Raw genomic sequence first — 22349 nt, forward strand, 5'->3', positions numbered from 1 at the left:
TCAGTTATTTTGCAATTTAAAACCATTCAAGATTAGCTAAATTAGTGCATAATAAAAGGTTACGGATTAAAACTTTTTCAATCTGTGTTAAGCAACGTAAAAAGATTAACATAATGATAATATGAAATTTACACTATCTTTATGTTGTTTTGCAATTCTTAAAAACTATGTCATGAAAGATAAAACCAAGGAACTTCGTAAAGCTTTAAACGCACAATTAACCTCAGGAATTGAAGCTGTAATTACAGGATTAGACTATAACCCTAAAGACGCCAAGAAAGAAATCAATAAAGCAGTAGCCAAACTAGCTAAAAAACTTTCTAAAAAACATAAAGTAACCAAAGCTGAAACTGCTGAAGCAAGTGTTGAACCTAAAGAAACTGCTGCTCCAGCTAAAAAAGCTACAGCTCCTGTTAAAAAAACTGAAGCCCAGCTAAAGCTAAAAAAGTAGCAGCAAAAGAGCTCGCGAAATAATAACTTATCCAGAGGTAGCCTACACATTGTCCAGTGATTGTCAAATACTGAATTATCTGTAGACAATTCCTGGTTGCTTTGTTCTGAATTCTATTACATTATTTCAATGACGCAGCAGACTCTACTCTTTCGCTTACAGGATGGTTTGCGGTAAACTTAAAGCCCAGAAAATGTGCTAGTGTTTGTGCAAACTGATCCTGATAAATCTGTCCTTCTGTATTCATTTCGCCTTTAGCTGGAGTGTCTGGCCCTATTACAGCAAACCAGGTTTCGTTAGAGTGGATAGTTCCTGATCCGTGACTTACCCACCCTTTCTCTGTACCGCGACCATGATCAGGGCAAATCATGATAGTGGTATTGTCTTTATAGAATGGATCAGCCTGAAGACTCGCCCAAAGGCTTGCTATCATTTTATCCAGGTAATGACCGGCATCAAGGAAAGAATCGTATTCTCCGGCATGTCCAAAATCATCCGGATCTACAAAATCTATATAAACCAACTTAGGGTGATTGGCCGCGATATAGGTTTTAGCCATCGCATAAGTACTCAAATCGAAGCGTACTGATTTACCGAAATAATCTGGCAAAAGGTATTGCATTTCGTTAGCCAGCTTTTGTGCCTCTGTTAATTTAGCATCTTTTACATCTTCGTAAGGGTTGTACAAAGGCATTTTGTTTCTGTTGCGGTTCACAATTTGTGCCACAGCATCCCAACCGGCAAAGGTTACCACCTTGTTTTGATAGCCTTTTTGTTTATTAATAAACTCCAGCACGTTTTCGTTCGGATTATCCGGATAACTGTTCGAATTAATTGCCGGATCAAAGTATCCGCACAATGTTTCGCTCCTACCCGGGTATGAGAACCAGTATTTGTTTTTTACGTTCACGTAATTTTTTAAGTCGCGGTTACCGTATAATTGCCCTTGTTTAGCAATGGTATTCCAAAAAAACGGCATCAATTTTTCTCTGCGCTCTTTTGGTGTAGCTGCCCAATACTTTTTTACCAGCTCGGTTGAGTCTTGCTTGCGGTATTTTCTAGGAAACAAAAGGGAAGAGTCGGCCCCCTTAAAAATTTCTTGCCAGCGATAGCCGTCAATAGAGATAAGAATCACGTTTTTCGTTTTGCCTTTTTGCGCAAAGGAAGAGGTAATTGTGATTATCAAAAGAAACGACAACAGGAGTAATTTCGATTTCATAATTTTTAGTATATATAAACTTTAAGATTTAATAACAATAATTTAACAGTTTGTGTTTTTTAAGTTAAAAATAGACAATTACAACTTTAATCATATTATAACGCATTTTTAACGATCTGCACTTAAACCATACATGTTTACAAATATTAAAAATAAACTTCATTTATTTAAATATTTATTCTACAATTGTAGCTAAGAAAAAACCGGTTTGAACTTTAAAAAAGAACCTTGAAAAGACGCAATTTTTTAGTCAGCACATTAATTGGAACTGGAAGCCTTTCGGGAATACAAAACCTGTACAGTAAAAGCGAAACCTCATTTGTTTTATCAGGTAAAAAACCATTGCTACGCATAGGAATATGCACGGATCTTCATCATGATCTAATAAAAGACGGCGAACAAAGGCTACAGTCGTTCATCACCGAAATGAACCAGACTAAACCGGATTTCATCATTCAAATGGGAGATTTTTGCGTCCCTAAGGAAAAGAACAAAAACCTGATGAGCATCTGGAACAAGTTTACCGGACCAAAATACCACGTAATAGGGAATCATGATACTGATGGTGGTTTTACGCAAGATCAGGTTGTCGATTTTTGGAGTGCTAAAGGGAAGTATTACTCCTTTGATGCTAATGGGTATCATTTTGTAGTGTTAAACGGAAACGAAAGATCTGAAGGAGATACTTCGAAAGGGTATCCGCGATCTATGAACCCAGCTCAAATCAAATGGATGAAGCAGGATTTAGAAGCGACTAATTTGCCTGTGATCATATTTTGTCACCAGGGAATAGACAATGATCAGGATGGCTTAAAGGAAGGAGCGCTGATTCGCTTGATATTTGAAAGAATAAATAAAAAAGCGGGATTTAATAAGATACAGTTTGTTTTTAGCGGTCATCATCATCAGGATTACCACAATATTTATAATGGAATTAATTACGTGCAGATCAATAGCATATCTTACCAGTTTACCCATCCGCTTACAGGTTATGATTTTGCGCATACTAAAGAACCGCTGTGGGCGGTTTTAACTATTCACTCTAATGGGGTAGCTGAGATTAAAGGCCATAAATCGGAGTATCCAGGTCAAGAAGCCACGCAAAACGCCCCGGAGTATAACGGTTACGGAACTGCGCCTTATATTTCGGACCGGGTTATTAAGGTTTAGTAGGATGACGGAGCGTGACGATAGTTGTACTAATGTCATATTGAGTAACATACCAAACACTTTGTCATCCAAGCTGTAATTTTAATTCGTTTATAAAACTACATGAAGAGAAGAATCAGTGTCTTACCACTCGCAATTATAGCAATATTACTTTTTGTTTTAAACTGGTATGTGCTTTCGGGCATCCGAACAATTAGCTCAAATTCGTTTACTACACCCCTTTTTTGGGGCTTTATCGCCATCACAACTGGCGCACTCATCTACTCCATTGTTAGAATGCGCGACAATGGAATGGACTTACTTTTTAAAGTGACCACCCATGTTTTCCTAATCCTATTTGTTACAGAAGTGGTATTTTCGGCATTCTTACTACTAGGCGACATCTACAGACTAATCACCCAAGGCGAAAGAAACGTGCATTGGGTTGAGTTTGCCCTACTCGTTGTCCTGCTTGTGATTATCATTTTCATTTACGGCATTGTTAAAGGAAAATACGCCTACAGGGTAATTAAACACACCTTATATTTCGACGATTTGCCTTCAAATTTTGATGGCTTTACCATCACCCAAATCTCTGATGTACACGCCGGAAGCTTTAAAAATTCTTTGGCAGTACAAAAAGGCATCAACCTGATCAAAGCTCAAAACTCGGATCTGTTTGTATTTACAGGTGATCTTGTAAACAATAAAGCTGAAGAAATTAAGCCTTGGATTGAGCATTTTAAACAGGTAAAAGCGCCATTCGGACAGTTTTCTGTTTTAGGAAATCATGATTACGGAGATTATGTACCCTGGAAAAATGAAGCAGAAAAAGCAGCAAACCTCCAACAGCTAAAAGAATATCATGGAGAATTAGGCTACAGATTGCTACTTGATGAAGATATAATACTCCACAAAAACGGACAAAAAATTGTGCTTGCCGGAGTAGAAAATTGGGGTATCGGTTTTGGAGAAAGAGGCGACTTAAATAAGGCTTTAGCAGGCACTAACGCCGATGACTTTAAAATATTACTTTCACATGATCCATCACACTGGGAAGCTGAGGTTGTAAAACACCCTTCAAAAGTACACCTTACCCTAGCCGGACATACGCACGGTATGCAGTTTGGAATAGAGGCTTTTGGCATCAAATGGAGCCCAGTAAAGTATCGCTATGCACATTGGGCAGGAATAACCAGCAAAAATGGAAGGTTTTTAAACATCAACAGAGGCTTCGGATTTCTTGGATTTTCAGGCAGGATCGGCATATGGCCGGAGATAACTGTAATAGAATTGAAAAGATCACCTGGAATAAGTTAAAATGCCTACTTTTGTAGCGCGTTATAAAAAGCATACTTGCAACCCCTGAATGGAAGAAACACAAGATTTGAAAAGGATATTTCAAGACAGAAAAAGAACTAATATCTTAAGAAGTGCTGAACAAAAAACCATTTCCTACCTCGTAAAGCGAGTTCCTTCATTCATCACATCTGACATGCTAACCTACACAGGCACTTTCGGCTCGCTGTTAGTTCTTGCTGGTTTTATTTTAGCTACATACGACAATCGAAGTTTTTTATTACTTGGTATTTTAGGTTTGGCAATTAACTGGTTCGGCGACTCGCTTGACGGAAGAATTGCTTACTACAGAAACATCCCAAGAAAATGGTATGGCTTCTCTCTAGACATCATCATGGATTGGGTAAGTACCGTACTTATTGGCCTAGGCTACATGGTTTATGCCAGAAATGAATACGAACTTATTGCCTTCGTTTTTGTAGTTTTATACGGCTGGGCGATGATTATTTCGCAATTACGCTACAAAATTACCGACATCTACAGCATTGACTCAGGTATTGTGGGCCCTACCGAAATCAGAATTATACTTGCTATCATATTTATTGTCGAGGTTCTTTTTGGTCATCTGATAGAATACTTTGCTGCCATAATCTGTATCACCTTATTTATCATTAATTTTTTAGATACCAGAAAACTGTTAAAACTTGGCGATATTCGTGATAACGCAGAGCGCGAAGTTCGTTTAGCCAAAAAAGAGACCGTTTAATAAAAGAAGATTGTTAAAAAAGAGTGCCGTTTAATGAGTAAAAAGAATGCTGTATTTGTTTTTGCCAAAGCCCAGCTTTCTGCCTTTACAGGTGGAATAGTTGACTATCTGGTAATGATATTATGCACAGAATTACTTGGCATTCATTACACCATTTCTATCGCCATAGGCGGAATTGTCGGCGCAGTAGTTAACTTTTCGGTTAACCGTTACTGGACCTTTACCACAGCCAAAGCAAGCCACGCTCCCGTTGGACAACAATTGATTAAATTTATATTTGTTGTAGGTGGCAGTATTTTATTAAAATCATCAGGCACTTATTTGTTTACAAACTGGCTAAAACTTGATTACAAAATATGCCGTGTTATAGTGGATATTATTGTATCTCTGGGCTTTAACTACGTTTTACAGAAGTACTGGGTGTTTAGAAGAAAATCACTCTAGACTGTTAAAATCAACATTATCTTATTATTGAATATTTGTAATATTTCTATTGTTTAGTTTTACTAAACAAATATTTACATACATTTAACTCTTGAAAGGAATTGATACGTTCTTTAATGCGCCACGACAGGTGTGTTATTTATACTCAACAAAACCTCATTTAAACCACAAGTAGCAAATGAAAAAACTAATTATTGCCTCCTGCTTATTCTGTTTCGCAATACAACTTAATGCCCAGGTGAAAAAAGTAAAACACGTCGTTTTAATTGGATGCGACGGATTTGGCGCATATGCTGTTCCTAATGCCAAAATGCCAAACTTAAAAAAGCTTATGGAAACAGGATCATGGTCGTTAAAAGCCAGATCTGTATTGCCTTCTTCGAGTGCTGTGAACTGGGCTTCCATGCTTATGGGTGCCGGACCAACCGAACATGGGTACACCGAATGGGGAAGTAAAACTCCAGAAATCCCTTCAGCTACCACTACTAAATACGGCCTTTTTCCTTCAATTTTCAGCGTAATCAGAGAGCAGAAACCTAATGCTAAAACCGCAGTAGTTTACAGCTGGCCGGGTATTGGTCCATTAGTAGAGAAAGATGCAATCAGCATTGTAGTTCCAGGAAACGATAATGACGATTTCTGCACTGATACCGCAGCTACGATCATTAAAAGAGATAAACCTTACTTCACTTTTGTACATCTTGACGAACCAGATGGCACAGGTCATGGTATCGGACATAGAACTCCTGCGTATTATGAGCAACTGCAAAAGGTTGACATCAGAATCGGCAAGATTGTACAAGCAGTTAAAGATGCAGGTATTGAAAACGAAACCATCATCATCTTATCTGCAGATCATGGCGGCACAGGTAAAGGGCATGGTGGCAAATCTTTAGACGAGGTTGAAATTCCATGGGTAATAAATGGAGTTGGTGTTAAAAAGAACCACGAGATTAAAGATGTGATTATCACATATGATACAGGTGCAACCATTGCATGGATATTAGGATTGAAAACGCCGCAAAGCTGGAGAGGTAAAGCTGTGGGGGATAGTTTTCAGTAAGAAACAGATACCCAATCCTATCATCACTGTCATCATCCTGACCTCGAAGAAGCTGCGAAGCAAATTTGTTTCAGGATGACGGGGATACATAAAGCATAAAGATCATTACAAATTTTGCTTACTTTTGAACAAAACGCCAAACTATGGAAGACGACATTATCTTAAAAATTAGTTACAGAATAAAAGAAATACGTAAGGAAAAGAACATTACCATACAAGAACTGGCTGATAGGGCCGGCGTAAGTAAAGGATTGATTTCTCAAATAGAAAACAACCGTACTATTCCGTCGTTGCCGGTGCTAATGAACATTGTACACTCCTTAAAGCTTGATCTGACTGGTTTCTTTAAAGACATTTCCCCTGCCAATAGTCCGGAAAAGGTTTTCGTAATTCGTGCCGCCGACTACAAGCCGCTCAAAAAAGAAACAGCAAAAGGTTTCAATTACCAACGTATACTTGCGCGCAACATCCACGGTGGCCCTGTTGATTTTGTATTGCTGGAACTAAAAAAAGGTGCCCGCAGAAATAAAATGGTAACCACTGACGCTTTTGAATACAAATACCTGATAAAAGGAAAAGTAGACTATCTGATTGAGGACAAAAACTACATTCTGGAAGAAGGCGACTCTATTTTCTTTGACGGAAGATTAGGCCACAACCTATCCAACGTTGGTGACTCTGATGCAATTATGTTAGTGGTTTATTACTTCATCACAAACGACTAATTACTACCCACCCATCTTTCCTGAGTTTATAAGCACTAAATATAAAAGCTGCACCCCTAAGCTTATATTAACTACTAGTTTTTATTTTACACCTATAAGATAAAAAATAAATTACAAAAAGTAACTTTAAAGTAATTTATTGCCTAAAATTATAAATTAAAAAGTTTAGCATTTATTAACACTTTCTTTACATAAAGTGTTTACATTTGTATATATACTAAACAATAGTATAGTAATTATAAACTTTTTAAATATGAAAATAATCAGCATTGCTGCTCCCCAAAATATCATTCTTGTATTAGCTTTAACAGCTATGCGCCAAAAATAAAGGTTAGTTTATTAGGTTAAGGGCCGTTTAAAAGCGGCTCTTTTCATTAAATTATTCTAAACCATCAAACACAGCACATCTACCTAAAAATATTTAAGTAAGAAAAACAACATAATAATGGACAATATATCAACTCAACCCTTTTCAGTTAACGGTAAAACGTATACACCACCGGCAAAACCTATCGTGGTAATTTGCATGGATGGTTCTGCCGATGAATACCTGGACACTACGATGGCTCACGACCGCATGCCGAATCTTAAAAAGATGGCTTTGCAAGGTTACAGAGGTATGGTACGTGGTGCATTACCTTCATTTACCAATGTAAATAACTCGTCGATAGTTACAGGCGTTAGCCCTGCTGTGCATGGCATTTGTGGTAACTTCTTTTATGATACAGCAAAAGATCAGGAAGTAATGATGAACTCATCGGAATACCTTAGAGCAGAAACATTGCTTGCTGCGGCTGCAAATGCAGGCCGAAAGGTTGCTGTAGTTACTGCAAAAGAAAAACTGCGCGACATCCTTTCTTATAAACTAAACGGCATTGCTTTCTCTGCTGAAAAAGCAGATCAGGCAAAACTGGATACGCATGGTATTGAAAATGCAGAGCAGGTTATTGGTCACAAAACCCCAGCTATTTACAGTGCTGAAGCCAGTTTATTTGTATTGCGCGCTGGTGTTGCGTTAATTGAAAATGGCATGGCTGATTTCTTATACTTATCGTTAACTGACTATATGCAACACACTTATGCTCCTGATACGGAAGAATCATTGGCATTTTATGAAGCGCAGGATGTTGAGCTAGGCAAAATGCTTGAGCTAGGTGCAATTATCGGCGCTACTGCTGATCATGGCATGAATGCAAAGATTAAAGCTGATGGTACTCCTAATGTATTGTTTATTGAGACCATGCTTACTGAGAAGTTCGGCAGCGGTTTTAGAGTGATTTGTCCGATTACAGATCCTTATGTAAAACACCATGGCGCTTTAGGTTCTTACGTTGCTGTTCATGTTGATGATACTTCGAAGGTTAACGAAGTGAAAAACTGGTTAGCTGTACAAGATGGAATTACGGAGGTTTACGATAAAGAAACCGGATGTCGCATACTTGAACAACCTTTAGATAGAACAGGTGATCTGTTTGTATTATCGGCCCGTGATGTGGTAGTCGGTAAAACCCCCGCACATCACGATTTAAAAGCATTGGATGGCACATTGCGTTCACATGGCGGCAGGTATGAGGAAATGGTTCCGTTAGTAGTTTCTCATCCGCTAAATGCGACGTACAAAATGAAAACGCAAGGCGACCCCCGCAATTTCGACGTGTTCGATTTTACTGTTAATGGCACTAATTGAGTAACACACCGTCACCCTGAATTTACTTAGAAAATGAAAGACGTAAATACAATAAGCACTTATAAAGTTTTAAAATTAGCTTCCCTAATTGCCGGCAAGCCTATTTCATCGGGCAACAAACTAGCTGTGCACAATCCTTACAATGGTGAACTTGTAGGAACAGTCGAAACAGCTGACTTAAACGACACCAATAACGCCATTGAAACCGCTTTAAAAGCTGGCCCGGCAATGACCCGTTTTGAAAGATATACTGTGCTTGATAAAGCCAGAACACTACTTTTAGAAAGAAAAGAAGAATTTGCGCAACTGATTACCGCCGAATCTGGCTTATGCATATCTGAAAGCACTTATGAAATTGGCAGAGCACATGATGTGCTTCTGTTTGCAGCAATAGAATGCCTTAAAGATAATGGACAGATTTACTCGTGCGATATTTCGCCTAATGGTAAACAACGCAAAATATTTACTACTACTGAGCCTCTAAAACTCGCAGTAGCCATTACCCCATTTAATCATCCGCTAAATCAGGTGGCACATAAGATTGCTCCTGCCCTTGCAGCTGGAACTCCGGTAATTTTAAAACCATCAGAAAAAACACCTTTAACCGCTATTCGCTTTGTAGAGTTGTTGTATGAAGCAGGATTGCCTCCATATATGTTAAGTGTGCTTTTAGGAGATACCAAAGTAGTTTCAGAAATACTGGTTCAAGATCCGAGAATTGATGTGGTATCCTTTACCGGTAGCGTTGCTGTGGGTAAAATGATAGCTAAGACTGCCGGTTATAAGAAAGTGATCCTTGAACTTGGTGGTAACGACCCTTTGATTATTTTGGAAGATGCAGACCTTAATTTGGCAGTTGAACTTGCCGCCGAAGGTGCTTTCAGAAACTCCGGTCAGCGTTGCACCGCAGTAAAACGTATTCTGGTACACGAAAATCTGGCAGAAGAATTTACCAAACGTTTTGTTGAGAAAGCCAAAGAATATACCTACGGCGATCCTTCAAACCCTGAAACCAAAGTTGGGACAGTTATAGATGAGCAATCAGCTATGTATCTTGAAAGTGTAGTAAAGAAAGCAGTCGCACATGGTGCTAAAGTTCTTCTTGGCGGCAAACGCTCAGGCGCTCTATTGGAGCCAACCGTAATTACCAATGTACCTAGAGACGCACAAATGGTAGTTCAGGAATCTTTTGGCCCACTTGCTCCTATTCTGACATTTAAAGACATAGACGATGCAATAAAACTTTCTAATTCTACCGCTTTTGGCTTATCTTCAGGAGTGGTTACCACAAATATGGAGCATGCCATCCGTTTTGTAAAAGAGCTAAAAGTAGGTACAGTAAACATTAATGAAGTACCAGGATACCGCATAGAAAACTCTCCATTTGGAGGGATTAAAGATTCTGGCTTAGGAATAAAAGAAGGAGTTATTGAGGCCATTAAGTGCTTCTCGTATGTAAAAACATTTTCAATGCCCTGGTAATTATGACAAAGAATACTCAATATGATCTAATAGTGGTGGGCTCCGGCATATTAGGCACTTTCCACGCGTTACACGCTTTAAGGTTAGGTAAAACGGTATTGCTTACTGAAAAGGATCAGTACCCGGTAAATGCTACAGTACGGAATTTCGGACAGGCAGTGGTATCAGGCATGTCGTCTGACTGGTTTAATTACGCCAGAAGATCAACTGAACTCTATAAGGAAATTCAGCAGGAAGCCGACATCAGCGTACGCAACAATGGAACTGTTTATCTTTCTTCTGACGACGACGAAACCCAGTTGCTACATGAGCTAAAAGAACGAATGAATGCAATTGATTATGAAGCCAATCTGTTATCTGTTGACGACTGCTTAGCAAAATGGCCTTCATTAAAAAGAGAATATTGTAAAGGAGGATTGTTCTTTCCGCAGGAAGTAAGTGTAGAGCCCAACAAACTGATTTACCAATTACTTGAATATGCTGTTGCGAAATACCCAAAGCTTACTTACATGCCATCGACAGCAGTTTTAGATTGTGTTGTTATTAGAGACAGAGTAGAAATTACTACTGCCAACAAACAGGTATTTACCGCAGAAAAGGCTATTATTTGCAATGGAGGTGAGTTTAAATTGTTATTTACAGACCTGTTTAGAGAAAGTGGCATCATTTTGAGCAAACTACAAATGATGAAAACCGTACCGATGCCAGAGGTGCAACTGGAAGGAAATATTCTTACAGGATTGTCTATCCGCCGGTACGAGTCTTTCCAGGAATGTCCATCATATGCAGGAATTTCTACTCCTGAGCATTATAAGGAATGTCAGAAATGGGGAATTCACATCTTGTTTAAAAAAGCAGTTGATGGCTCTATCATTATTGGTGATTCTCATGAATATGCTGATGTAGACCACACCGATGATCTGGGTTTTGGTATTAATAGTCACATCAATGAACTAATGCTGGAGGCAGCGCAAGAGATTGTAAGCTTTGATGTACGCAAGATAGCATCAACCTGGGCTGGTTTTTATCCTCAGCACGATAGCAAACATATTGTGGAATATGATATTGACGACCGAATACACATCCGCACTGCGATAGGCGGAAAAGGGATGACCTCTTCGGCAGGATACGCGGAAGCAAGTATAAAGAAGATTTACAGCTAGAAAGACTCAACTCCTAGATCATTCCTTATGAAGCGAATAAACCATTTACTGGCCAACTCGAAACTCTTCTTCATTATCTGGTGCATGCTTGCCGCCTTTGGCACTTACTTTTGCATGTACGCTTTTAGAAAGCCCTTTACCAACGGAACTTATACAGATATCACACTTTGGAATCTTGACTATAAAGCCATTTTAATAATTGCACAACTTACAGGCTATACGCTTTCTAAATTTGTAGGCATTAAGGTGATTTCGGAACTTAAGGCAACGGGCAGAAAAAAACTCATTGTTTGCCTTATCCTCTTTGCTGAGGCAGCACTGCTTCTTTTTGGTGCCATGCCTCAGCCTTACAATTTCTTTTTTCTGTTTTTAAATGGCCTCCCCCTGGGCATGGTTTGGGGAATTGTGTTTAGCTACCTGGAAGGCAGGCGTTTTACTGAAACACTAGCCATGGGATTGAGCATTAGCCTGATCTTTTCGTCGGGCATGATTAAAACCATTTATTTCATGATACATGAATGGCTACCTATGGTATCTGAGTTCTGGATGCCAGCTTTGATGGGGATACTTTTTTTACCACTCTTTCTCACTTTTGTGTGGATGCTTTCGGTGATTCCCGACCCTACTGAAACGGACAAAATACTACGTGTTGAGCGTTTGCCAATGAATGCAGAGGATAAACGTTCAGTAATGGCAGAATTTGGGTTCGCAATTTTTGGGATTGGTTTGATTTATATGATGCTGACCACCATGAGGGATTTCAGAGACAATTTCTCCGTGGAGATCTGGAATGAAATAGATAGTGGCTGGGATAAAGGTGTACTTTCGTTAACAGAATCGATTTCGGGGATTATCGTATTGATTGCCATAGGAAGCCTTTCGATGATACGCAATAACATCCGCGGATTTTGGGCTACACAATACCTGATTGCCCTGGGTTTACTACTTAGCGGTACCAGCACGCTGTTTTTTCAAATGCATCTAATCAGCCCATTTTGGTGGATGTTACTGGTAGGCATGGGTATGTTTTTAGCTTACACGCCTATCCAGGTGGTACTGTTTGATAGGATGATTGCTTTATTTAAGATAAAAGCTAACGCAGGTTTTTTTGTATACATCTGTGACTCTGTAGGATACCTCGGAAGCGTACTCTTATTGCTTTACAAAGAGTTTTTCATGAGGGATTTAAGCTGGTGTAACGTATTGATTCGGTTCAGCTATGCGCTTACCGTGGTTTGCCTGGTATTAATGGTAATGGTATCTATATTTTTTAATCGTAAGATTGGCATTAAAGGACCAATTACGGGCGTTTTAGACAGGAGAGTTTAGTGCATTTCTGTCTAAAACTGCCCCGACATCGAAAACCCAAAGGCCTTATTCTGATACAATGGTGCTACATTGAAATTAGTTGCCTGTTTACCCATTATCAGCTTTTTTAAATGCGGATACACCAGGTAACTTATTTTAGTTGATAATATACCAAACCCTGCTCCTGCTACTACATCGCTAACCCAATGCCTGTTGTTATATAACCTGAAAACACCTGTTGCACCCGCAACCGCATACCCTGCATAACCTATCCAAGGCGATACATCTTTATACTCCTGCTTTAAAAACTCGGCCGCAGCAAACGATGTTGCAGTATGGCCAGAAGGAAATGAATTGTTGGTACTACCATCTGGACGAAGTCTGTGTGTAGTAGATTTAACAATAAGTGTAGAGGCTTTCATCAACCCGAAAGAGATTGCGTAAATACCAGTAGCATCGGCCAGATTATGACGGCCTTTTACTCCCGATAGGTTTAAAGCATAAACAGCCGCCGCGGGAACATATTGCATCACATTATCGGCATGTACAGAAAAGAACGGATGATCTTCCTGCAGTTCGTTTCGTGTAGTTACATCAAGATCGTGCACAAAGTTGTTGCCTCCTCCCATTGCTCCATACGCAAGAAATACAGCTGGAATAATGAAAGGTGCGACTTTTAAAGTACTCTTTTTCTGGGGTAGCGAATCGGTTTGACTAGCGTATTGTGCGAAACCACAAAATGGTAAACAAAGGACAAGTAAAAAGCCGTACTTCATCTTAAACATTATCTTATTTATTTAATTCTTTATCAAAACTATGTGTCAATTTTGGAGCAACTCTGAAGCTCTCCCTTGTTTAAAAGCTAACCTTAAAAACATGTCTCGTATCCTGATAAGCGTAATTGAGCTTAAAATGATATAAGTTACAAATTTGATTAGATATAGCAAGCCCTAACCCCATACCTTCTGATGCCGCATTCTTATAAAACCTTTCAAAAACTTTACTGGCAATCAATTCATCATCTGAGCCACTATTGCTAATGGAAAGCTCCTTTTCATTTAAATGAATATAGATTTCGCCACCTTTATAATTATGCCGGATGGCGTTACTGAGTAGGTTATTGATTAACATATCAGCAAGGTGCTTATTCATATTAATCTGCTTACCGGCTAGTTCTGTTTTCAGGTTGATATCCTGTGATTGAAGCAACTCCTGAAACTGTCTTGTTTTTTGTCTGATCAATTCATCAAGATCTATTGTTTCCTGATCCCCAATTAGATTATTCTCAATCTTAGCCAACATCAATAAAGATTGGTTGAGTCTGGATAACTTACCCACTGCCACATAAATATCTCCAATCAGTTCGCCCTGCGAATCACTGAACGTTTCTGTTTGAATTAAAGTATCCAATTTGGAATTGATTACAGCCAATGGGGTCATCATTTCATGAGAAGCATTATCGGTAAAACTCTTTAGCTCCCTATAATCTTGTTTTACACGTAAAGACATTGAGGCTACCGCAGCATTTAGCTCTGTAAACTCATCAATTTTGGTTGGCTCTATTTGGATATCGTTTTTATCAGCAAGATTAAAGGCCTTCATTTGCGATAGGATTTCATAGAAAGGCTTCCATATGTTATTGAGCACAAACCTATTGATTAACAACAATGTTACCAGTAGCACAATAGTTATACTAAGCGTGATTAGAAAAATTATTCTGACCAGATCTTCTGATTCTACTCTGGATTTTGTTACAGTAACAGAATATAGCTTCCCGTTTACTTCTATTGTTCTGATGAGGCTTCGCCCAGGTTCTATCCTTTGTTCTGACTCATTAAAATAATCATTATAGAAATAACGGCGTTCAAAATCATGAGCAGGATCAATGAGGTGATAGCTTACCTTTTGCTCTTTAAAGCTACCTGCCTGCGGTAATTTACCATAGGTTTTTACATAGGCTGCAATTTCATCCTCCTCAATAGCCAAATCCCTATCCAGCTTATCAGTTAGAATATAATGGATTACCGAATAATAAATTACCCCGGTAAATACAAACACAATAATGGAGGCAATTAAGGTAACCCTGTTATATTTTGTGGCCAGCTTCATATGTTCTCAAATTTGTAGCCGACACCGTACATAGATTTGATGTAATCTTTGCAGCCTGCTTCTACCAGCTTTTTCCTTAGGTTTTTAATGTGTGTGTAAATGAAATCGAAATGATCCGACAGGTCAATCTCATCTCCCCACAAATGTTCTGCTATTGCACTTTTGGTAATTACCTTGCTATTGTTGGCAATAAAATAAACCAGCAAATCGTACTCTTTACGGGTAAGGATTAGCACACTATCTCCTGTTTTAACGCTCATCGCCTGAGTATCAATCTGTATTTCATTAAAGGTGATGATATTACTACCATCATAACTTTTTCTGCGCACTATGGCAGTTACCCTTGCTTTAAGTTCCGACAAGTGGAAAGGTTTTACGAGGTAATCATCCGCTCCAAGATTTAAGCCATCAAGCTTATCATCCAATGCGTGCCTTGCAGAAATAATGAGTACGCCATCCTTTTTATTGATCTTTTTGATGGCACGCAGAATCTCCATTCCATCGCCTCCCGGCAAGGTAAGATCTAAGAGAATACAATCGTAATTATAAATATTGATTTTCTCCATTGCCGATTTATAATCCATTGCAGTTTCACAAATATTACCTTCCTCCGTAAAATAAGTGATAATACTTTCACTCAATGAGCTTTCATCTTCTATCAGTAATATCTTCATTCTGGAGATGTTAAAAAATTAAATGAAATTTAGCTTTTCCTCTTATGATGAATAAGCTTATCCATAGCTTCTTGGAATGATCCTGCCCTGGTTACTTCTCCACTGTTTACGAAAAAGATCTCATCAGCATTCTCAATGGTATTTAAACGGTGAGCAATAATCACCAAAGTAGTTTCTTTGGGTAATTTATCCAATATCTCGCCTAGTAGCCTTTCTGTTATCGTATCAATATTGGCTGTTGCCTCATCAAGAATTAGTAAATCAGGTTTTCTAAGTACCGCCCGCATAAAAGCGATCAACTGTTTTTGCCCCAGACTTAAGCTGTCGCCAGAAGAGAGCACCTTTGTTTCAGCCCCATCTTCAAATACAGAGAGTAGCCCTTCCAATCCAGTAGCTTTAATTACGGCCAAGAAACTTTCCTGATCATATTGATGATATTGTTCATTACCGTATAAGATATTCTCTCTAACCGTTCCTGTAAACAAAAAGGGTTCCTGTAGGATGAATCCAATTTTCTTGCTTCGTTCTTCGGGTGTATAAGATTTAATGTCTTTTCCATCTAACAGAATTAGCCCACTAACGGGATCATACAAACGGGCCATAATAGATGCTGTGGTGGTTTTACCTCCACCTGTTGGTCCTACCAGCGCATATGTTTTTCCTTTCTCCAACTTAAAGTTCACATTGTGAAGTATTTCATTGCTGGAGGTATAGCCAAAATGTACGTTTCTGAATTCAAGCAATGAATCTGAAACTTTTATATCAATATTATTGGCAATTTGCAAATTACTTTCAAGCGATAACATTCTGGAGATCCTATCCCAACCTGCAAGCGCCACCTGGAAACTTGTCCACAAAGCAGCAAGCTGTCTCAATGGGTTATAAAAGTTAGTAGAGTAAGCTAAATAACTGACCAACAAACCTATACTAAATTCTGATTCAGTGATCAGATATATCCCGTAGCTCAACACTATTAATTGCGCCAAAGCAGAGAATAATCCAAATACAGGCAAGAACATGTTGTTTGCCATTCCCGTAACCATCGCAGTTTTGTAATTATGCTGATTGGCTACATCAAACTTCTTTCTGAAATAATCTCTTCTGTTAAAGGCAATTATAACCTTAAAATTATTCAGACTCTCTTGTATCTCGGCGCTTAATCCACCCGAGCTTTTTAAACTTAATGCATTTCTTTTCCTTACCCAAGGCGAAACACTTCTTGTAAATATTAGGATAATTAGGGCAGGCACCAAAGTAGCTAGTCCGAGTTTAATATTTATAGACAACAGGAACACTCCCGAGCCCACCATAGTAATGATACTACTGATGAATTGCATCAATGCCTGAGAAAAGAACTGGCTCAGTTTATCAGTATCATTATTAACCCTTGATATTAGGTCACCAGCTTTGTTTTCATTAAAGAATGCCACTGGTAACTGCTGAATTTTATTGAAGATTACGTTTCTTAATTTGAATATGGCACGTTGCGCTACTCCTCCCATCCACTGCGTTTGCAGGTAACTGCTTACAAAAGCGATGGAATACATGCCCAATAAAATACCAGCGAATACCAATACACCATGATATTTTCCGGTTTGCACATAATGATCTATGGTGTAACCTATTAAAAAGGGGCCTAAAAGGTTAAGCGATGCACTAACAAGAATGGCCGACAAAGAAAGAAAAATACGCTTCCGCTCTTCCGATACCAGATTCAACAGGTTTTTAAGGCCTGTCCATGATGAGCTTTTTTTCTCCTGCTCGGCTAATGTGTTCAGATTATAATTCATAATTGCTGGTGCTTTTTTGTGAATTAAAGATCTGTACATATTCAGGGCTAGTATTCATAAGCTCTTTGTGGGTTCCAGCAGCCAATATCTCACCTTGCATCAGCAAAATGATCTGTTCGTAATGCTCTACCGCAGCTATTTTTTGCGTTACCGAGATCAGCGTTAAATTGGGGTAATTGCGTTGGATATTTTCGAGTATGCGGGCTTCAGTCTGATTGTCGACCCTTGCCGTGAAATCATCGAGCAACAGTACATTTGGGTTTATAGACAATGCACGCGCCAGCATAATCCGTTGCTTTTGTCCACCCGAAAGGCTCAACCCACGTTCGGAAACACTAGTATTTAAGCCTTCAGGCAATGAGTCCATAAAATCTTTTAGCTCAGCAGTTTCAATTGCTCTTTGCAAAGATTCATCAGTTACCGTTTCACTAAAAGTGATATTCTCCCGAATGCTCATATTGAACAGGATACTATCCTGAAATACAAGACCTAGCTTTTGGTAAAAAGATTCACTTTTATATTCATCAATCTGATGTCCGTCAAACGTTAAAGTTCCACTATCAGGTTTAATTAAACCACTAAGTAAGTAAAGCAATTGTGTTTTACCGGCAGCCGTTGGGCCGATAACTGCGGTACGAGACCCTGGTTTTACAGAGAAGTCAATCTGCTTTAATACCGGTTTTTCACCGTAATTAACATTGACGTCCTTCATCTCTATAACTCCGGTTAAATTCGCATCCAATTGCCCGGTTTCAAGGGTATCGGGTCTTTCGAGCATTTCGCCGATCCTACCGTATGAAGCTGTGGCCTGAGCAATTACATTACTCATAAAGCCTATTACCAAAATTGGGAAAATAAGCAAAGCCAGATAACTGTTAAAAGCAGCAAAATCACCTAAACTCATTCTGCCATTAATTACATAATGACCGCCTAATACCAGAATCATTAAACCCGCCATATTTGCTGTAAATATGATTATAGGGATTAGCCAGGCAAATAACCTCAAAATTGAAAGTCCAATGTCTTTAGCCTTATTACTAGCCTCAAAAAACTTATCATATTCCAGTTGTTGCGAATTAATTACACGAATTAGCATTGCCCCAAGAATACTTTCATTGATTACCTTGTTTAGCCAGTCGATTACTTCCCTGCTTTTTTTGAACAGCACGCGTACCCTACCGAGAACAATGAAAAACGTACCTCCGATAATTGGAATAATGGCCATTACGATTAGACCAAGTTTCCAGTTGATGCTTAGCAACAAAATACTTGCTCCGATGATGATAAACAAAGAAGATACAATGGAAACAATGGCCTGCGATACAAACAGCTTTATAGAATCTACATCAGAAGTAAGATTGGTAAGCAACCGCGATGGATTGGTGGTTTGTATGTAAGCAAAGCTTTGTTTTGATATTTTATCTGCAAGGCGAGTCCTTAAGTCTCTTGCTACCTTTTCTGAGGCATAAGTTTGCATTATACTTTGCAAGAAACTGAACAGAAAGATTATGAGTACTACAATTATAAACTCTGTAGCAATTGTTTTATAAGAAAAATTACCTGCGCTATAAGCATCGATACCACTACCGATCAATTTTGGTATCAAAAGATTGAGACCATTACTTAGCAATGCAAACAAGATCAACAAAGTAATCAGGCCTGAATACGGTTTAAGCAAGCTAAAAATGCTTGAACCTTGCTTAACTTTTTGTTTTGGAACCTGAGTATCTGAATTCTTCATTTTCAAATACGAAGTTGGGATTTTTTTTCAACACTATAACTCCGTTATCTTTAAATTACGAAAATGAATCTCTGCCCCTTCAGATTCCATACACAGGTATCCCTTCTTTACGGTTGATTTGCTTATCCCATTTACGAACTTTCCGTTTACCGATAATTTAATAGTTCCATCTACACAAACCACCGTATAGCTATTCCATTCACCTTTTCCTTTACAGCGATTCTCTACAGATTTACTGCGTTCGCCCCTTGGATTATCGGGAACCGTTTGCACACCTCCAACTCCAAAAAGTTCACCATGAACATATGCAATAGGAGGTTTCTCTCCGTTCGAAATATTTTGATTTACCCAATCAAGCTCAAGCATTTGCACTTCTACCCCGGCGGGTAAACGGTTTTCTGCTCCCGGTTTAGCATCACTCCATACAAACACCCCCGAATTACCCCCGGCTTCCATGTGCTTCCACTCAACCTGAAGTATAAAGTTTTCATACAATTTTTCTGATCGCATAACCCCTATAGGCTTGCCCTTACAAATGAGTAAATCTTTTTCTACCCTCCAGGTATCTGGATCCGTATTTACATTGATCCAATTGATAGCTTCCCCTTTAGCCTTACCTCCACTTGTTGCTTGCTCAAACTTTAATTCGGTTCCAAATTTAAGGGGTTTCGACTGCGCATATAATGATGGTTTACAAAACAGAACGCACAGAAAGGCCATACCTATTCCAGTTAATATTTTCATATCTATCAAGGTATGTTTATTAAATTACTTTGGTGATACCAGGTAAAGCTACAGGATGATCTTCCCATTTAAGATCCCAATGATAATCTTCTATTTTAGGCCCTAGTGTTTCGGTAGATTTCATTGCCTGATCTAATGTGAGCGTTTGTCCGCTATATGCAACCATACGTCCCCAAATAGCCAACATGGTACTATTTGCCATTTCATCACCCTGGTTTATTGGATTTCCGCTTCTTATGCCTGCAAACATCTCGTTATGTTGAGTTTGGTACATATTGTTTTTCTCTCCATTATACAACCATTTGTTCTTTCCGGTTATTTCGTATTTGCTACCTACATTAATAATGGCATTTCCATCTGAGCCCAATACGTCTACGCTATTGCGATGGGAGGTTCCCTCTTGCTGTCTGCAGAAATGATATCCTTTAGCTCCGTTTGCGTATTCAAACTCGATGGCAAAATGATCATATATATTACCAAAAATCTCATCAACACGAACTTGTCGACCACCAGTACCAGTCGCACTTATCGGCATCTTTCCACCCATTGCCCAGGACATCAGGTCGAGGCTATGCACAGCTTGTTCTGCAATAAAATCGCCCGAAAGCCAACTATGGTAATGCCAGTTGCGCATTTGATAAGTAAGATCCGTCCAGCCCGGCTGACGAGGATTTGACCAGTTTCCAGCACCATTTCTAAACGTAGAAACAGTTCTGATGTCTCCCAAATCTCCATTTAAAATTCTTCCGAAAGTAGCTCTGCTTGGCAAATCATACCTGAAACAAAAACCAGATACCAGAGAAAGATTTTTCTCGCGAGCTTTCTTTGCCGCATCTAAAACCTTGCGGATACCCGGTACATCAACTGCAACAGGTTTTTCACAAAAAACATGTTTATTTGCATGGATAGCAGCGGTTAGATGGTCTGGTCTAAATGCCGGTGGAGTGGTAAGCAATACTACATCCACACCAGAATCAATCAGCTTCTGATAAGCATCAAACCCTATAAATTTATTCTTTTTATCTACTTTAACCCTATCACCTCCAATTTCTACAAGGGCAGCGTATGCTCCATCAAGTCTATCTTCAAAAACATCAGCCATTGCTGTAATGATTACATCAGGATCTGCCTGCAAAGCTTGCGCCGCAGCCCCTGTACCTCTACCACCACAGCCTATTAATCCTACTTTAAGTTTAGATTTAGCGGAAGAAAACAATGGCGAAGCAAAGCCAGATTGATAAGCCAATGTACTTCCAACCAGTACCAGCCCCGATTTCTTTAAAAATGATCTTCGATCTGTTAAATTTGGAATTGTAATTTTAGTCATGATAATTGGTTCATTTGGTTGAGTGTGTTCTCCTTAACAGGAGTAGTGTCAAATAAAAATACAGTTAATTTATTACAAAAGTATTTTCCACTAAATTTAATTGAAGTTATTGAAAGATGATGTTATTCACAAAAAGGTTACCTAAAAACAGACATAAAAGCGCCAAAGGTTTTGTCGTATATTCCCCCTTACATTGTCGTTTGCACACACCCTGCCTTATGCTTTTTCGTTGCAATTTTGAAACATCAACAACCATTTAATTAATTAACTGTTTTTAAACCATCAAAAGAATAAACAACAACCCTAAAAATTAAACAAAATGAATACAACTGAAAAAACAACAATTACAATAGAAGCTACAATAAATGCACCGGTAGAAAAAGTTTGGAACTTTTGGACTAGCCCTGAACATATTATTAGATGGAATAGCGCATCTGAAGATTGGCATACTCCTAAAGCCGAAAACGATTTGCGGGTGGGTGGATCATTCTCATCACGCATGGAAGCGAGAGACGGAAGTTTTGGTTTCGACTTTGGCGGTGTTTACGATGAGGTTAAAACCAATGAGCTAATTGCATATACTCTTGGTGATGACCGAAAAGTGAAAATTCAATTTACCAATAATGGTGATACTACCACAGTAACGGAATCCTTTGATGCAGAATCTGAAAATCCTATTGAAATGCAAAAAAGTGGCTGGCAAGCAATTCTTAACAGCTTTAAAACTTATACAGAAACAAACGCATAATAACATATGTAATTAACATCTCTTTTTAATGATTAAAAAAATAACTTAGTGATGTCCAGTTTCGGAGATTACAATCGTCATCTGTTTTTAACCATTAAAATTTAAACAAAATGAAAGAGTTCTTATTTGTATTTAGAAATGATTATCAGGCTGTGCATAAAGGTTCACCTGATGAAATGCAGGCCGAAACTAAACAATGGATGGATTGGATTGGCGGTATTGCAGCACAGAACAAACTTGTTGACCGAGGTAACCGTTTAAGCTCTGAAGGCAACACCATAAAACCAGGAAATGTAATTACCGATGGGCCATTCATGGAAATTAAAGAAGCCATTGGAGGGTATACACTTATTAGGGCAGAATCATTAGAAGATGCTACTGAAATAGCCAAAGGCTGTCCTATCTATCAATTTGGCGGAAGTGTAGAAGTTAGAGCAATTAATCCTTTGTAAACTATAAT

21 protein-coding genes are annotated in these 22349 nt (G+C 38.7%); 13 read left to right on the forward strand and 8 right to left on the reverse strand.

Annotation, left to right across the window (positions count from 1 at the left end; genetic code table 11):
- Window positions 1-172: 172 nt before the first annotated feature.
- Complete coding sequence (locus J1905_RS01950; protein ID WP_214225488.1) at window positions 173-451, forward strand: hypothetical protein; 279 nt, start codon at window positions 173-175, stop codon at window positions 449-451.
- 121 nt (window positions 452-572) lie between these two features.
- Here J1905_RS01950 and J1905_RS01955 read toward each other — a convergent pair whose 3' ends face one another.
- Complete coding sequence (locus tag J1905_RS01955; RefSeq protein WP_214225489.1) at window positions 573-1670, reverse strand: alkaline phosphatase family protein; 1098 nt, start codon at window positions 1668-1670, stop codon at window positions 573-575.
- Window positions 1671-1898: 228 nt separating this feature from the next.
- On the opposite strand from J1905_RS01955, the gene J1905_RS01960 reads away from it, so the two are divergent.
- The 10 genes from J1905_RS01960 (at window position 1899) to J1905_RS02005 (ending at window position 12777) form a co-directional block, all read left to right on the forward strand.
- The gene (locus J1905_RS01960; protein WP_214225490.1) at window positions 1899-2840 is read left to right on the forward strand and encodes a metallophosphoesterase family protein; all 942 of its coding nucleotides are present in this window, start codon (window positions 1899-1901) and stop codon (window positions 2838-2840) included.
- 102 nt (window positions 2841-2942) lie between these two features.
- The gene (locus J1905_RS01965) at window positions 2943-4139 is read left to right on the forward strand and encodes a metallophosphoesterase (protein ID WP_214225491.1); all 1197 of its coding nucleotides are present in this window, start codon (window positions 2943-2945) and stop codon (window positions 4137-4139) included.
- Window positions 4140-4188: 49 nt separating this feature from the next.
- Window positions 4189-4884, forward strand: a complete 696-nt coding sequence (locus tag J1905_RS01970) for a CDP-alcohol phosphatidyltransferase family protein (protein ID WP_214225492.1) — start codon at window positions 4189-4191, stop codon at window positions 4882-4884.
- Window positions 4885-4917: 33 nt separating this feature from the next.
- The gene (locus tag J1905_RS01975; protein ID WP_214225493.1) at window positions 4918-5328 is read left to right on the forward strand and encodes a GtrA family protein; all 411 of its coding nucleotides are present in this window, start codon (window positions 4918-4920) and stop codon (window positions 5326-5328) included.
- 178 nt (window positions 5329-5506) lie between these two features.
- Entirely contained in the window at window positions 5507-6391 is an 885-nt protein-coding gene (locus tag J1905_RS01980) for an alkaline phosphatase family protein (protein ID WP_214225494.1), read from the forward strand.
- A gap of 143 nt (window positions 6392-6534) precedes the next feature.
- Complete coding sequence (locus J1905_RS01985) at window positions 6535-7116, forward strand: helix-turn-helix domain-containing protein (protein ID WP_173092306.1); 582 nt, start codon at window positions 6535-6537, stop codon at window positions 7114-7116.
- A 445-nt stretch (window positions 7117-7561) separates the two neighbouring features.
- Complete coding sequence (gene phnA / locus J1905_RS01990) at window positions 7562-8803, forward strand: phosphonoacetate hydrolase (RefSeq protein ID WP_214225495.1); 1242 nt, start codon at window positions 7562-7564, stop codon at window positions 8801-8803.
- Between the two features lie 33 nt (window positions 8804-8836).
- Entirely contained in the window at window positions 8837-10285 is a 1449-nt protein-coding gene (phnY, locus tag J1905_RS01995) for a phosphonoacetaldehyde dehydrogenase (RefSeq protein WP_214225496.1), read from the forward strand.
- 2 nt (window positions 10286-10287) lie between these two features.
- Window positions 10288-11448, forward strand: a complete 1161-nt coding sequence (locus J1905_RS02000; RefSeq protein ID WP_214225497.1) for a TIGR03364 family FAD-dependent oxidoreductase — start codon at window positions 10288-10290, stop codon at window positions 11446-11448.
- A 27-nt stretch (window positions 11449-11475) separates the two neighbouring features.
- Window positions 11476-12777 (forward strand): DUF5690 family protein, encoded by a 1302-nt coding sequence (locus tag J1905_RS02005; RefSeq protein WP_214225498.1) that lies wholly within the window; start codon window positions 11476-11478, stop codon window positions 12775-12777.
- Window positions 12778-12788: 11 nt separating this feature from the next.
- On the opposite strand, the gene J1905_RS02010 is transcribed toward J1905_RS02005, so the two are convergent.
- The 7 genes from J1905_RS02010 to J1905_RS02040 form a co-directional block, all read right to left on the reverse strand.
- Window positions 12789-13541, reverse strand: a complete 753-nt coding sequence (locus J1905_RS02010; RefSeq protein WP_214225499.1) for a phosphatase PAP2 family protein — start codon at window positions 13539-13541, stop codon at window positions 12789-12791.
- 70 nt (window positions 13542-13611) lie between these two features.
- Window positions 13612-14865: a sensor histidine kinase gene (locus tag J1905_RS02015; RefSeq protein WP_214225500.1), complete on the reverse strand. Its 1254-nt coding sequence runs from the start codon at window positions 14863-14865 to the stop codon at window positions 13612-13614.
- On the reverse strand, window positions 14862-15539 hold the full coding sequence (locus tag J1905_RS02020) for a response regulator transcription factor (RefSeq protein ID WP_214225501.1): 678 nt from the start codon (window positions 15537-15539) through the stop codon (window positions 14862-14864). The genes J1905_RS02015 and J1905_RS02020 overlap by 4 nt, the downstream gene beginning before the upstream one ends.
- Before the next feature lie 29 nt (window positions 15540-15568).
- Window positions 15569-17329, reverse strand: coding sequence for an ABC transporter ATP-binding protein (locus J1905_RS02025; RefSeq protein ID WP_214225502.1), 1761 nt, complete (start codon window positions 17327-17329; stop codon window positions 15569-15571).
- On the reverse strand, window positions 17319-19070 hold the full coding sequence (locus J1905_RS02030) for an ABC transporter ATP-binding protein (protein ID WP_214225503.1): 1752 nt from the start codon (window positions 19068-19070) through the stop codon (window positions 17319-17321). The genes J1905_RS02025 and J1905_RS02030 overlap by 11 nt, the downstream gene beginning before the upstream one ends.
- 33 nt (window positions 19071-19103) lie before the next feature.
- Window positions 19104-19814, reverse strand: a complete 711-nt coding sequence (locus J1905_RS02035) for a 3-keto-disaccharide hydrolase (protein ID WP_250317964.1) — start codon at window positions 19812-19814, stop codon at window positions 19104-19106.
- 19 nt (window positions 19815-19833) lie between these two features.
- A complete protein-coding gene (locus J1905_RS02040) occupies window positions 19834-21141 on the reverse strand; it encodes a Gfo/Idh/MocA family protein (RefSeq protein ID WP_214225504.1) in 1308 nt (435 codons plus the stop codon).
- Window positions 21142-21460: 319 nt separating this feature from the next.
- Between J1905_RS02040 and J1905_RS02045 the strand changes: the two genes are divergently transcribed.
- Both J1905_RS02045 and J1905_RS02050 read left to right on the forward strand, forming a co-directional pair.
- A complete protein-coding gene (locus J1905_RS02045; protein ID WP_214225505.1) occupies window positions 21461-21889 on the forward strand; it encodes an SRPBCC family protein in 429 nt (142 codons plus the stop codon).
- A gap of 110 nt (window positions 21890-21999) precedes the next feature.
- Window positions 22000-22341, forward strand: a complete 342-nt coding sequence (locus tag J1905_RS02050) for a YciI family protein (protein WP_214225506.1) — start codon at window positions 22000-22002, stop codon at window positions 22339-22341.
- Window positions 22342-22349: the final 8 nt, after the last annotated feature.

The organism is Pedobacter sp. B4-66 (genome assembly GCF_018492665.1).
GTDB lineage: Bacteria > Bacteroidota > Bacteroidia > Sphingobacteriales > Sphingobacteriaceae > Pedobacter.

Coding starts and splice junctions, on each gene's coding strand:
- J1905_RS01950 (WP_214225488.1), top strand. CDS start 173: ATGAAAGATAAAACCAAGGAACTTCGTAAAGCTTTAAACGCACAATTA.
- J1905_RS01955 (WP_214225489.1), bottom strand. CDS start 1,670: ATGAAATCGAAATTACTCCTGTTGTCGTTTCTTTTGATAATCACAATT.
- J1905_RS01965 (WP_214225491.1), top strand. CDS start 2,943: ATGAAGAGAAGAATCAGTGTCTTACCACTCGCAATTATAGCAATATTA.
- J1905_RS01970 (WP_214225492.1), top strand. CDS start 4,189: ATGGAAGAAACACAAGATTTGAAAAGGATATTTCAAGACAGAAAAAGA.
- J1905_RS01975 (WP_214225493.1), top strand. CDS start 4,918: ATGAGTAAAAAGAATGCTGTATTTGTTTTTGCCAAAGCCCAGCTTTCT.
- J1905_RS01980 (WP_214225494.1), top strand. CDS start 5,507: ATGAAAAAACTAATTATTGCCTCCTGCTTATTCTGTTTCGCAATACAA.
- J1905_RS01985 (WP_173092306.1), top strand. CDS start 6,535: ATGGAAGACGACATTATCTTAAAAATTAGTTACAGAATAAAAGAAATA.
- phnA (WP_214225495.1), top strand. CDS start 7,562: ATGGACAATATATCAACTCAACCCTTTTCAGTTAACGGTAAAACGTAT.
- phnY (WP_214225496.1), top strand. CDS start 8,837: ATGAAAGACGTAAATACAATAAGCACTTATAAAGTTTTAAAATTAGCT.
- J1905_RS02000 (WP_214225497.1), top strand. CDS start 10,288: ATGACAAAGAATACTCAATATGATCTAATAGTGGTGGGCTCCGGCATA.
- J1905_RS02005 (WP_214225498.1), top strand. CDS start 11,476: ATGAAGCGAATAAACCATTTACTGGCCAACTCGAAACTCTTCTTCATT.
- J1905_RS02010 (WP_214225499.1), bottom strand. CDS start 13,541: ATGTTTAAGATGAAGTACGGCTTTTTACTTGTCCTTTGTTTACCATTT.
- J1905_RS02015 (WP_214225500.1), bottom strand. CDS start 14,865: ATGAAGCTGGCCACAAAATATAACAGGGTTACCTTAATTGCCTCCATT.
- J1905_RS02020 (WP_214225501.1), bottom strand. CDS start 15,539: ATGAAGATATTACTGATAGAAGATGAAAGCTCATTGAGTGAAAGTATT.
- J1905_RS02025 (WP_214225502.1), bottom strand. CDS start 17,329: ATGAATTATAATCTGAACACATTAGCCGAGCAGGAGAAAAAAAGCTCA.
- J1905_RS02030 (WP_214225503.1), bottom strand. CDS start 19,070: ATGAAGAATTCAGATACTCAGGTTCCAAAACAAAAAGTTAAGCAAGGT.
- J1905_RS02035 (WP_250317964.1), bottom strand. CDS start 19,814: ATGAAAATATTAACTGGAATAGGTATGGCCTTTCTGTGCGTTCTGTTT.
- J1905_RS02040 (WP_214225504.1), bottom strand. CDS start 21,141: ATGACTAAAATTACAATTCCAAATTTAACAGATCGAAGATCATTTTTA.
- J1905_RS02045 (WP_214225505.1), top strand. CDS start 21,461: ATGAATACAACTGAAAAAACAACAATTACAATAGAAGCTACAATAAAT.
- J1905_RS02050 (WP_214225506.1), top strand. CDS start 22,000: ATGAAAGAGTTCTTATTTGTATTTAGAAATGATTATCAGGCTGTGCAT.